At 35.7% G+C, this 13452-nt stretch carries 9 protein-coding genes; 7 read left to right on the top strand and 2 right to left on the bottom strand.

Annotation, left to right across the window (positions count from 1 at the left end; genetic code table 11):
- Positions 1-220: 220 nt before the first annotated feature.
- The 7 genes from BM130_RS03545 (at position 221) to BM130_RS03515 (ending at position 9360) form a co-directional block, all read left to right on the top strand.
- Complete coding sequence (locus BM130_RS03545) at positions 221-2272, top strand: alpha-ketoacid dehydrogenase subunit alpha/beta (protein WP_010528241.1); 2052 nt, start codon at positions 221-223, stop codon at positions 2270-2272.
- 42 nt (positions 2273-2314) lie between these two features.
- Positions 2315-2827, top strand: a complete 513-nt coding sequence (locus tag BM130_RS03540; RefSeq protein WP_010528240.1) for a flavodoxin — start codon at positions 2315-2317, stop codon at positions 2825-2827.
- A gap of 1282 nt (positions 2828-4109) precedes the next feature.
- Positions 4110-4586, top strand: a complete 477-nt coding sequence (locus BM130_RS03535; RefSeq protein WP_010528239.1) for a helix-turn-helix domain-containing protein — start codon at positions 4110-4112, stop codon at positions 4584-4586.
- A 201-nt stretch (positions 4587-4787) separates the two neighbouring features.
- A complete protein-coding gene (locus tag BM130_RS03530) occupies positions 4788-5561 on the top strand; it encodes a dihydroorotate dehydrogenase electron transfer subunit (RefSeq protein WP_010528238.1) in 774 nt (257 codons plus the stop codon).
- Positions 5555-6469 carry a dihydroorotate dehydrogenase gene (locus BM130_RS03525; protein ID WP_010528237.1) on the top strand — a complete coding sequence of 305 codons (915 nt, stop codon included), beginning with the start codon at positions 5555-5557 and terminating at the stop codon, positions 6467-6469. The genes BM130_RS03530 and BM130_RS03525 overlap by 7 nt, the downstream gene beginning before the upstream one ends.
- A gap of 66 nt (positions 6470-6535) precedes the next feature.
- Positions 6536-7795, top strand: a complete 1260-nt coding sequence (locus BM130_RS03520) for an Lnb N-terminal periplasmic domain-containing protein (RefSeq protein WP_010528236.1) — start codon at positions 6536-6538, stop codon at positions 7793-7795.
- 266 nt (positions 7796-8061) lie between these two features.
- Positions 8062-9360, top strand: a complete 1299-nt coding sequence (locus BM130_RS03515; RefSeq protein ID WP_010528235.1) for a serine hydrolase domain-containing protein — start codon at positions 8062-8064, stop codon at positions 9358-9360.
- A 185-nt stretch (positions 9361-9545) separates the two neighbouring features.
- On the opposite strand, the gene BM130_RS03510 is transcribed toward BM130_RS03515, so the two are convergent.
- Both BM130_RS03510 and gyrA read right to left on the bottom strand, forming a co-directional pair.
- Positions 9546-10697, bottom strand: coding sequence for a tetratricopeptide repeat protein (locus BM130_RS03510; protein ID WP_010528234.1), 1152 nt, complete (start codon positions 10695-10697; stop codon positions 9546-9548).
- Positions 10698-10740: 43 nt separating this feature from the next.
- Positions 10741-13269 carry a DNA gyrase subunit A gene (gene gyrA / locus BM130_RS03505; protein WP_010528233.1) on the bottom strand — a complete coding sequence of 843 codons (2529 nt, stop codon included), beginning with the start codon at positions 13267-13269 and terminating at the stop codon, positions 10741-10743.
- Positions 13270-13452: the final 183 nt, after the last annotated feature.

Raw genomic sequence — 13452 nt, 5'->3', positions numbered from 1 at the left:
GGACTTAAATTTAAATAGAAAAGTCAGGTTTATTTTTTAGAAAATCCTTAAAAATCTGGAACTTAAAATTTTGTTTTAATTTATGGGGTTTTATTTAAACCCGGGTCTAAAAGAAAACTATTGGTGCTTGCAGCAATAGTTAAAGTAATTGATTTTAAGTCTGTTTTTGTAGTGTTAATAAACAGGTTTAAATGAGATAATTTAAAAGTAAAGGAATCGTATGAAAAGTAATGTTCAAGAAAAATATTCGGTAAAAAAAACCGATAAAGAAACCCTGCTTAAGTGGTATTATTTATTATTCCTGGGACGCACGCTCGACGAACGTGCCCCTAATTATTTAAAACAGGCCATAGGGTGGTCATATCACGCACCGGCAGCAGGACACGATGGTATTCAGCTGGCTATCGGCCAGAAATTCCGTAAAAATAAAGACCATTTATTCCCATATTACCGGGACCTTCAAACTTGCGTGTCGGCAGGAATGACTGCTGAAGAAATAATCTTTAATGGTATTTCTAAAGATGCCGATGTTGCAGGGGGCGGACGACACATGTCAAACCACTTTGCCAAACCATCCTGGAATATTCATAACGTAAGCTCAGCTACGGGAAATCACACCCTTCATGCTGTAGGACTTGGACGAGCATTAAAAACCTATAATGTTACAGATGCTGTTGTCATAAGCTCACAAGGTGAAAGCTCTGTTTCCGAAGGTTATGTTTATGAGGCAATAAATGGTGCTTCTCGTGAAAAATTACCTGTGGTTTTTGTTTTTCAAGACAATGGGTATGGCATATCTGTGCCTAAAGAAGATCAAACTGCCAACAGAAAGGTGGCTCGCAATTTTGAGGGATTTAAACATTTAAGAATTATTTACTGTAATGGTAAGGATGTGTTTGATTCCATGAATGCCATGGAAGAGGCTGTTAATTGGGCCATGACACAGCAATCCCCTGTTGTAGTTCATGCCAATTGTGTACGGATTGGTTCTCACTCCAATTCCGATAGACATGAACTTTACCGGGACCAAAACGAATTAAATTATGTTAAAGAATATGACCCTTTGGCTAAATACCGTAGAATGCTTCTTCGTTACGGTAGAGCAACTGAAGAGGAGTTGAAAGAGATTGAAGAAAGGGTTGTCAAGGAGGTTAAAGAGGCCCACAAAAAGGCAATGAAAGCTCCGGATCCAAAGCCCGAATCAATTCATGATTTTGTTATCCCGGAACCGTATGTAAGCCAAAAATATCCCGACGGGACACATAATGCCGAAGGACAACCCATTAAACTAATACAAGCTTTAAATGAGACGCTTAAAGCAGAATTCCGTCTTAATCCCGATACTTTCATTTGGGGGCAGGATATCGCAAATAAAGATAAAGGCGGGGTATTTAACGTTACTAAAGGAATGCAGCAAGAATTCGGGAAAAAGCGGGTTTTTAATGCTCCTATAGCAGAAGATTTTATTCTGGGAACTGCAAACGGAATGTCGCGTTTTAACAAAAAAATAAGAATTGTTGTAGAAGGTGCGGAATTTGCCGATTATTTTTGGCCAGCCATGGAACAATATGTTGAAACAACGCATGAATATTGGCGTACCAAAGGTCAGTTCTCGCCCAATATAACCATTCGATTAGCTTCCGGTGGATATATAGGAGGTGGTTTATACCATTCTCAAACTACTGAAGGGGCATTGGCTACTTTCCCGGGAGTAAGAGTTGTTTATCCATCATTTGCCGACGATGCAGCCGGTCTGCTGCGCACATCTATTCGTTCAGAAGGTCTGACACTTTTCCTTGAACCTAAGGCGCTTTATAACTCACCTAAAGCGGCAACTGTGGTCCCGGATGATTTTGAAGTTCCGTTTGGGAAAGCCCGAATTAGAAGAGAGGGTAAACATATGACTATGATCACCTACGGAAATACCACGCATATGTGCCTTGAAGCCGCAGAGAAACTCAGTAAAGAAGATGGCATTGAAGTTGAAGTTATTGATATCCGTTCGTTAATTCCTTTGGATAAAGAAACTATTTTTAAATCCTTGAAAAAAACTTCCAGAGCGCTGATTGTTCACGAAGATAAAGTATTTGGTGGTTTTGGTGGCGAATTGGCAGCTACTATTGCCGAAGAAGCTTTTACATTTCTTGATGCACCCGTTAAACGCGTGGGAGCTGAATTTACCCCTATTGGATTTAACCGTATTTTAGAGGCAGCTATTTTACCCAATACAGATAAAATCCTCAATGCGGCGCGTGATCTGGCCAAATTTTAATTTACTATACTAGAATTACTGATAATTTCAATAACAATTGTTATGAAGAAAATAGGTATTTTTTATAACTTCCAGTCACATAAAACCAAACAACAAGTCAAGAAGATCATTAAGCTACTTGATGAAAAATCGGTAGAGGAAGTTGATGTTAATACTGCAACACATAAAGATTTTGAAAAATTTGAGAACTATATTTTTGCCGTTCCTACTTGGTTTGATGGTGAACTCCCTTATTATTGGGATGAGTTTTTACCAACAATAGAAGAGGACAATCTTAAAGGCAAAAAATTTGCTTTATTCGGAGGCGGCGACCAGGTACGATACCCCGATAATTTTGTAGACGGTTTGGGAATTATGGCCGAATTTATTGAACAACGTGGTGGCGAAATAGTTGGATATACCTCTGTCGAAGGTTATTCTTTCGATTATTCGAGAGCTCAAAGAGGTGACCAATTTGTGGGGCTTGCAATCGATATTGAAAACCAAGCGGCTTTAACTGATCAGCGGATTGAAAAATGGGTAGCTGATGTTAAGAAAGCTTTTATGGGGAAATAGCTGATATTCTACTTTTTTCTTTTTAATTTATAGGCCATGAAGGTTACTTTTCTCATTTTTATATTAAAACAGCTTTATCTGTTGCTAAACATTGCTTGAAATTTATTTTTATTTAACAGTATATAAACCTTTCCCTTAAAATGATTAATAATCATCAAGGGAAGAATGAGAAGATGGAAAGCCTTATCAGAATATAATCTGATAAGGCTTTTTTATTGATTATTTAAGGCCTTTTTCGATTGGATTATTAGAAAGTATTAAATCCTAAGATATTGTTTAAAAATGAGTGTCCGGACTGGAAAAAAGTCTTCAAAGCGTAGTTTTACAAACGAAATAAAATAAAAGCTTTAAAAAAGAGAAGACCTTATGGATTTTAAAAAGGAACAATTAACAGAGTTAATAAGCAATCATTTAACAAAAAGGAAAGGGCTACACGAGCTTCTGGAATTGATATTAGAAAACCTGATGGGTTCCGAACGTCTGAAATTTTTGGAAAATTTATAGCTGACACCTTGAACCTCAGTTTTTCGCTATATCGATACCAATACTTCTCTTTAGCAATCCTATTTACAATTGTAAATCAACTTAAATTGTTGTGCGTGATTTGTAAAAGCGTTATTGTTTTTGTTTTATAAATCACATTTTCAGAAACTTAAAGATGTTACTTAAATTATTGGAATAGATCAAAAAGGGGAATTATTGAATATTTATTCATTTTGACGATTTTCAGAACAAAAATTTGTACTTATATATTTAAAAAACAGTTTTTTAATTGATTTATTTAAAGTTTAATTTAAAGATTGCTTTTTTTCAAATTATTCTTCTTGATTATCAGAGGTAAATAGTTATTCTCTTTTCCTGCTTTAGCAGGTTATAATGAGTTCCAAGCGCTTTATTATAAAGCTTGGGTCATTTTTTAATATATTGTGTATAAAGCATGTATTTATTATTATATTATCTTTAATTAGGGGTAACACAAAATGGATTGATTGTGCAATTATGTATTTTCCGTAGTGTTTACATTTGAAAATCCAAAAAATTTAAAGTTGTAAACTGCCAAGCAATTACATATGTTTGAAATAATTATTACATTTGTAAATGTCTTGAGAGATTTTAAGTCTATTTAAACCAGAAAACTTATTTGATGGATTTGTATATTGATTTTAAGAAAATATTTGTGCAGGTTTCTTTTGATAATTTTTAAAACAATCATTTTCATTTATTCAATTTCAGGTCGGCTAATTTCAGGCGAATTAAAGTTTAGATAAATTTATTGTTACCAATGAAGGATCGATTGCAGAAAATTTTAAAACAAGAACATCTTACTCCTGCTCGTTTTGCTGAGTTGGTTGGAGTTCAACGTTCAAGTGTAAGCCATATTTTGTCTGGTCGCAACAATCCCAGTCTTGAATTTTTGCAAAAAATATTGGCTTCTTTTGAGCATATTAATCCCGATTGGCTTATTACTGGAAATGGGCCCTATAAACGTTCGGATTTGTTTCTTGACAATACAATTAACGATAAAAATGCTGAATCTAATGGCCAAATTCATTTTCCTGTAAGTGAACCTGTAAAGGATGAAAAGCAAAGTGAATACATGCGTAAAAAGTCTGGTTCTGTTCCAAGTCTAAAATCCGATAAGCCAGAAAATGGTAAATTTCCTGTAATTAATTCTTCAGATAGTAAACCGCGAAAAAAAATCATTAAGACTATCCTTATTTATGATGACAATACTTTTGATATTTTTTTCCCGGCTTAATTAAGTGGTAATGTTTTTAGATATCAAGTAATATTTCTACTGCATGTTTTCTTTATAATTGAATTAGTATTGTCTACTATTGCTTTTGTCCCTAAGAATGCAAAAAATTCAGCAGGATTCATATATTTGTACCGTCAAACTTATTATTATTGCTTTGTTTAAGTAGTTTACAATTGTAAATTTAAATTTTATCTTTAATCGATGCCGAAAAAATTTATAGAGGATTTTGTAATTCTCGAGAATAAGCGTCAAACATCAGAATTTGTTATTCTCACTTTACAACATCCCACGAATCTCCCAAAAATTTATCCTGGGCAATTTGCTGAAATTAAAGTGGAAGGCTCTCCAAACACTTTTTTACGTCGCCCTCTATCTATTCACGATGTAGATTATCAAAATAACACCATTAAATTATTGGTTCAAGAAGTAGGTGAGGGAACTCGACGTTTGGCGGCTATGAAACCTGGCGAATCTCTTAATTTAATTTATCCTCTCGGAACCTATTATTCTCTTCCTTCAAGTAATAAAGTCCTATTAGTAGGAGGTGGTTGTGGTGTAGCACCGCTTCTTTTTTTGGGCAGATTTTTACATGAAAATGGCATTAAGCCTCGTTTTCTGATCGGTGCTAAATCTTCTGCACAGTTGGTAGAGCTGGATGAATATCGAAAATTGGGCGAAGTTTTTATTACAACTGAAGACGGATCAGCCGGGACCAAAGGATTTGTTATTCACCATCCTATTATGAAAACTTATAAGCCTGATTTCGATTGGATTTATACTTGCGGTCCTGAAGCCATGATGAAAGTTATTGCCAAGTATGCTCTGAAAAGAAATTTGAATTGCGAAGTGTCACTCGAAAACATGATGGCTTGTGGTATTGGGGCTTGCCTATGTTGCATTACTCCAACTATTGAGGGTAATAAATGTACCTGTACAGATGGTCCTGTTTTTAATTCAAAATATTTAAAATGGTAGATTTATCGGTTAATATTGGTGATTTGAATCTTAAAAATCCCGTAATGACTGCATCCGGAACTTTTGGTTATGGTGTAGAATACCAGGATTTTATCGATATTAATTCTCTTGGTGGAATTATTGTTAAAGGTACTACTGGAAGTCCCAGAGAGGGAAATCCCTATCCGCGGATGGCTGAAACCCCACAAGGAATGCTTAATGCAGTAGGACTACAGAATAAAGGTGTGGACGCTTTTATTAATGAAATATGGCCTAAAATCAGGACGTTTGATACGAATATTATTGTTAATGTTTCTGGTTCTACTATTGAAGAATATGTGGAAACTGCTGAAAAATTGGCCTTAGTTCCTGATATTGTGGGAATTGAACTGAATATTTCTTGTCCGAATGTAAAAGAAGGTGGTATGGCTTTTGGAACCAGCTGTTCCTCTGCCAGACAGGTTACTCGGGCTGTCCGAAATGTTTTCCCTCGGCACCTGATGGTTAAATTATCGCCCAATGTCACGGATATTGTTGAAATTGCAAAAGAAGTTGAAGATGCGGGGGCCGATTCAATTTCTTTGGTAAATACATTTTTGGGGATGGCCATTGATGCAGAAACAAGGCGGCCATTATTATCTACCATAACAGGAGGATTATCAGGGCCTTGTATTAAGCCCATTGCTCTTAGGATGGTTTGGCAAGTTGCTGATGCGGTAAAGGTGCCTGTGGTGGGAATGGGCGGAATTTCTTCGGCATCTGATGCCATAGAATTCCTTCTGGCAGGTGCTTCGGCCATACAAGTTGGTACAGCTAATTTTATAAATCCCTCTATTTCTCAAGAGATTGTTAACGGTATTGCCGATTATTTGGTGCGACACAATTTTAATAGTGTTACTGAACTTATTGGCGCATTGGAATTGGATTGATTATTGTGAACGACTGGTTAATTTTATTATTTACAATTATAACCAACCATGATTTGCTTGTTAAAAATGAAGTTTACAAAACTGAATTTCTTAAGATTTAATGTTGTAACCCTGTCTTCTGAGTTTGTTTTCATTTGGAAAGTGTCTTGTATTTCTTTGTTGTTGCTTTATTTATTGCCCAATCAATTTTACGGTCAATCCATTCCTCAATTATCTGAACAAGCTTCTATTTCTGTGTTAACATGTGCTCCAGGCGATGAATTATATTCTCTTTTTGGGCATACGGCAATACTTGTGTCTGATCCTGAAAATAAAATTGATTATACCTTTAATTATGGAACCTTTGACTTTAACACACCATTTTTTTATCTGAAATTTAGTCAAGGAAATTTAGATTATTTGTTGTCTGTTACCTCTTTTAAGAATTTCCTTAAGGAATATTTTATTTCAGGAAGATCGGTATGGCAACAGGAACTAAATTTATCTTATGAACAAAAAAACGAGCTTTTTAAGGCCCTTATTATTAATGCTCGTCCCGAAAACAGAGCTTACAGATACGATTTTTTTTACGACAATTGCGCTACCCGCGTTGGCAATATTATTTTGGAACATATTCCGGGCGAGGTGGTTTTCAAAAATTCTCCGGATTCAATAAAGAATATAACATTTAGAGAGGCCATTCATCCTTATCTTAATAGAAAACCATGGATTAAACTCGGCATCGATTTGGTTTTGGGGGCTAAAGCAGATTTATTAACTGACTCGGTTTCTATTATGTTTCTTCCTGATCATCTTATGAGTCAAATTGCTGGGCTAAAATTTACTGATAGTTCGGGAAGATCACAGGATTTAGTAAAAACTCAGTCCTTAGTCTTAGATTTTTCAGATAGGAAGGTTATAGAGCCTAATTCAGTTTCTACGTCTTTATTTTTTTGGCTGTTTTTGTTTTTGTTATTACTTCTTTCATTTGGTGAGGTTTTGGGCGCAATTAACCTAAAATTATTTGACTTTTTTCTTTATTTGATTATTGGCATTACCGGTTTAGTTGTTTTCTATCTTGCTTTTGTTTCATTTCATATTGTAACCGGTTCTAATTGGAATTTACTGTGGGCTAATCCGTTGTGGCTCATTGCCGTTTTCTTGAGAAACAGAAAATTTACATCGGTAATCAGAGTTATTCTTCAATGCTTACTTTTGTTATTTTTTGTTTCTCTGCTTTTTACACCGCAGTATATTCCCAATGAATTTGTGGCAGTCAGCTTATTACTTTTTATTCGAATTAGTCCTGTTATTAATTTGATTTTATACAAAAAGGTTAAGCGCTAAATAATCCTTGGATCCCTGTGAATTCCCAATCAATCTATTGTTGTATTTCATTCTCCTTGCCTTAATTATGATAACTCAAGACTGAATCAAATTGAGGAAAACAACAATTCCCATAACTTTAAACAATCTTTCTTTGACCATAACGTTTCATTTTAATAAAAACGCTATTTTTGTAAAAAACAAGTTCTCAGGGAATTTTTTGATTTATATCCAAAATTATTAATTTATCCTTACAGATAATTTTGGATAAGGATTTTATATTGATTATGAAAAAATTTAGAGTAGTCTTCATAATATTCATTGGCGTTTTGTCAGGGTTACTCCTTAAATATTTAACAGGACCTTCTATTCAATCATTTGGAACTGATTTTACACCGCCCACACCAGTAGTATCATCTTTACGAATATCCGGTTTCTTTTCAGATGATCCGGCATTCTCTCAAATCGACCGATCCGTGGAACGGTTTCTCCAAGTAAATGAAATGGTTGGAGCATCGGTAGCTATTGCCAAGGATGGAAATTTAGTTTTTACTAAAGGATATGGTTGGGCTGATAAAGAAAACCGTATTCGAACCGAACCATATCATCTTTTTAGAGTTGCCAGTGTTTCTAAACTAATTACAGCAGCCGGTATAATGATTTTGGTGGAAGAGGGGAAACTAAATCTTGATGATTATGTATTTGGTCCTAAAGGAATTTTAAATGAATATCCATTCGATTCTTACCGTGACAAAAATGTCGAGAAAATCAAAGTAATACACTTGTTGAACCATTCTGGAGGTTGGACTAATCGTTGGGGAGATCCAATGTTTATGCCTCAAGTGGTAGCCCATGCTCTTAATAAAGATACTCCTGTGGATGTTACTGATATTATAAGATTTATGCTAGGAAAACGATTGCATTTTAAACCTGGCACACGCTCCTCATATTCGAATTTGGGATACGCCATTTTGGGGAAAATAATAGAACAAGTTAGTGGTGAAGATTATGAGTCTTTTATCAAAACAAATTTATTGTATCCCTTAGGGATTTTTGATATGCAAATTGGTGGTAGCTATTTGTCTGAAAGGGCTGAACTTGAAGTAAAATATTATGAACCTTCTGACTCTTATCTGGTAAGAGATTTTAGAAATGAAAATATTATGGTGCCTCGTTCATATGGCGGAAATGATATTAAAACATTAGGTGCTGCCGGAGGTTGGATTGCTTCATCGACTGATCTCCTTAAATTTATGTTGGCTATTGATGGAATGAATATCCCGCAAGACATTCTTTCCCGGGAATCTATTGAAAGAATGACAACACCTATGAAACCTTATTTGGATCCAATTGGATGGAGAGGAATCAATTCAAACTCTTGGTATAGAACCGGGACTTTGGCAGGAACTTCAGCTTTAATGGTTCGACGAAACGATGGAATTTCTTATGTGATTTTATTTAATAGTAGTACATGGAAAGGTCCTATGTTGGCTTCTGATATTCGCCGAATGATGGATTATGCTATCCGAAAAACCTCCGACTGGCCGCAATATAATTTATTTGAGTTAGCTAGTAATTGGAACTAATAATTTTTTTTCCAATCTTTTTATCTTCTTGTAACAGCACATCTAAAATTGGCGTCAGAATTATTTGTTCTTTGAGCAAATCCAAAAAACACCCTTGTCTTATAATTGACATTATGTTTAAAAAAATATTTTTAAGAAAAGCCGGACCATTTTGTCCGGCCTATCCTAATATTCTTTCCAAATTATTAGTTTCCTCTAATAGAATTTAATTTCGCAGTAACCTCATCATATTTATCGTTCATTTCAAATCGATAATACAAACTTTTCAAACTTTCAAGAACTGCAGTATCTTCAGGTCTTAATGATGAAGCCTTTTCCATAAATGGCAATGCTGATTTAAATAAACTATCTGCTTTAGCTTTCTTTTCCTTAAATTTAGCATGATCAGTTTCAGCATTGGCAATATTCATTTGCTCAACGCCTTTATTATAATAAATCACACCTAAATTATATAAAGGCTCAAAATAATCTTCTTTTAGCTCTAGAGCTTTTTTGTAGTCTGCAATGGCTTTATCGAACTCTTTGCTTTGATCTAGCAATACTCCTCTTGCATATAAGAAAGTTGCATTATTCGGATCCTTTTCTATGGCCTGATTCAAATATTCCAATGCCTGTTCATTTTGCCTTGTTTCCAGATAATAGTTTATCAATTGTGTTAATAGACGATCATCTTCCGGATACATTTCAAAACCATTTTTTAGGTTGGATGCCATATCCGTAGAATCACCCATATTTGAATAAACCTGATGCAATAATAAAACGGCATCTCCACCTCCATATTTATAGCTTATCGCCTTTTTTAAATAATCTGCTGCTTTTTCCCAATTTTTAGCATTATATGCAGCCAAGGCAGTATTGTAAATTATAGCGGTATCAACAGTTGGATTTTCTGCTTGAAATAACTCCAAGTCATTAATCTTCAGTACGTTTTCGAAGGCTATCATGGCATTTTCATATTTTTGCTCGTTAAAACCTTCGATACCTGCATTGGTCAAATCACTAACAAATAAGGTTAATGCAATTTTTATTTCATTTTCAAACCTTCCTTTATTTGCTTTATCAAGTTCCAATGCTTTTAAGTAATAATCAACTGCATTTTTTAGTAACTGAATGTCTTTACTTTTCTTGTATTTGGCAGTAGCTAGCTTGGCACTTACAATGTAGGTCTTGGGCCAATCTTTTGATTTTGGATGCTCCATAGCCGCATTGAGCCGGACCTCAGCTGCCTCGATATCTCCATTATCAAGATATGCTTCAGCAGCATTTACTTTTCCCTTTTGTGCGTATATTCCACCTGTTAAAAATAAGGCTAACGCAATAAATAAAAGCTTTTTCATCTTTATTTTCTGTTTTTAAATGATTTATAAATTAATGTACCTCTTATAAACTTGTACCGTTATCATTATCATCCTCTGATTGTTTTTCCAAAATTCCCGATTCCATAAGGTCTTCTTCTTGCATTTTAGATTCTGATATAACTTTTGTTACAGAGGCTATCATATCATGCTTTTTGCTTAAATTTATCAACTTTACTCCCTGGGTGGTTCGCCCTGTTACTCTAATATCCGATACTGCCACACGAATAGTTACACCAGATCTATTGATGATCATCAAATCATTATCGTCTGTAACATTTTTTATGCTAATTAAGTCACCGGTTTTTTCGGATATTTTCATGGTTTTAACGCCTTTCCCGCCCCGGTTGGTTATTCTGTAATCCTCTAGGCTGGACCTTTTACCAAAACCTTTTTCAGAGACCACCAATATGTCCTCATTCTTATTCTTAACACAAATTATGCCGATAACTTCATCTTTGTCCGAATCTAGTGTTATTCCTCTGACCCCTTGTCCGGTTCGGCCAATACATCTTACATTGGATTCATTAAATCTAATAGCGCGCCCAGACCGTGTGGCCATTAAAACATCATTTTTCCCATTGGTCAATCGAGCTTGAATAAGCTCATCGTCTTCTCTTATTCCAATGGCTATAACCCCTGATTGTCGAGGACGGGAATAATCGGCCAACAAGGATTTTTTAATGACGCCCTTTTTGGTTCCCATTAAAATATAATGAGAATTAATAAATTCCTCATTATTCAGGTGCTTAACTCTAATAAAAGCTTTAACTGCATCATCCGGATCAATCTGGAGCAAATTCTGGATAGCTCGCCCTTTGGAATTTTTGCTTCCCTCGGGAATTTCATAAACTTTTAACCAAAAACAGCGACCTTTCTTGGTGAAAAAGAGCATTGTATTATGCATGGATGCTGGATAGATATGCTCTATAAAATCTTCATCGCGAGTGGTACTTCCTTTTGAGCCTACTCCTCCCCTGTGTTGGGTTTTAAACTCAGTCAATGGAGTTCTTTTGATATATCCCATATGGGATATGGTTATAATCATTTCTTCGTCGGCATAAAAATCTTCCGGATTGAACTCCTCCGAAGAATATATTATATCGGTACGCCTGCTGTCATTATATTTTTGTTTAATCTCCAGCAATTCATTTTTTATTATTTCCATCTTTAAAGACTCATGCGCAAGTATATTCTTGAGCCGGTCAATCTCTTTCAAAAGAGAATCATATTCTTCTCTCAGCTTGTCCTGTTCGAGTCCGGTTAATTGACGCAACCTCATATCAACAATGGCACGAGATTGCACATCAGTTAAGTTAAAGCGATCAATCAACTTTTGGCGAGCTTCGTCCGGGCTTTGTGCTCCCCGTATTATTTTAATAACTTCATCAATGTTATCACTTGCAATAATTAGTCCCTCTAAAATGTGGGCTCTTTTCTCTGCCTGGTCAAGCTCAAACTGGGTGCGACGTGTGACAACATCATGCCTGTGTTCTACGTAATATTTAATTAGACCTTTTAAGTTGAGCAATTGAGGACGCCCATGCACCAAAGCAATACAATTGACTCCAAAAGAAGATTGCAATGCCGTATTTTTATATAAATGGTTTAAAACAACATTGGCAATTGCATCTTTTTTGAGGTCAATTACAATCCGCATCCCTTCACGGTCCGACTCATCATTTATATTTGAAATCCCTTCTATTTTCTTTTCATTAACCAAATCGGCTATCCTTACAATCAATTCGGCCTTGTTAACCATATAAGGAATTTCGGTTATAACGATTCTTTCCCTGCCATCCTTATCCGATTCAATCTCAGTTTTAGCACGTATGACAATACGGCCGCGCCCGGTTTCATAGGCCTCTTTTACCCCTTGATATCCGTAAATTATTCCTCCTGTCGGAAAATCAGGGGCCTGAATGGTCTTTATTAGCTCATCTATGGCAATGTCAGGATTATCAATATATGCCACAATGGCATCTACCGCATTTCCCAAATTGTGAGGCGGAATATTGGTGGCCATTCCCACCGCTATACCGGAGGAGCCATTTACCAACAAGGCCGGAATCTTCGTAGGTAAAACCGTTGGTTCCTGCAAAGAATCATCAAAGTTAGGCTGAAAATCAACCGTATTTTTTTCAATATCAGCCAGCATCTCTTCTGACAAGCGGTTCATCCGTGCCTCAGTATAACGCATAGCCGCAGGGCTATCTCCATCTATTGAGCCCATGTTTCCTTGGCCATCAATTAACAAATACCTCATTGACCAGGGTTGTGCCATCCGAACCATTGCATTATACACCGATGAATCGCCATGTGGGTGGTATTTTCCCAATACCTCTCCTACAATCCTTGCAGATTTTTTATACGGTTTATTGGGGGTCATCCCCAAATCATGCATTCCATATAATACCCGTCGATGAACTGGTTTTAACCCATCTCGAACGTCAGGTAAAGCCCTGGATACAATCACTGACATCGAATAATCGATGTATGCCGATTGCATCTCCTCTTCAATGTTAATTTTTATTATTCTTTCTCCATCAGCCATTTATATAATAATTTAGATGTGTCTGAAATAAAATAAATAAGGCCTTTTCGTGGCCCATTTTTGCCGCCCTAAATTAATCATTTCCGTCCGAACCAGAAAGCAACTGTTCCTTTTTTATTCTCTTTTGGAAGTTGGGAGATTTAGGCTTTTTATCGTATTTTTGAATCATAGTAATTTTAGTGG

Origin of the sequence: Thermophagus xiamenensis (genome assembly GCF_900112795.1) — a bacterium.
GTDB lineage: Bacteria > Bacteroidota > Bacteroidia > Bacteroidales > Marinilabiliaceae > Thermophagus > Thermophagus xiamenensis.
This window is presented reverse-complemented; position numbering and strand designations above follow the sequence as displayed.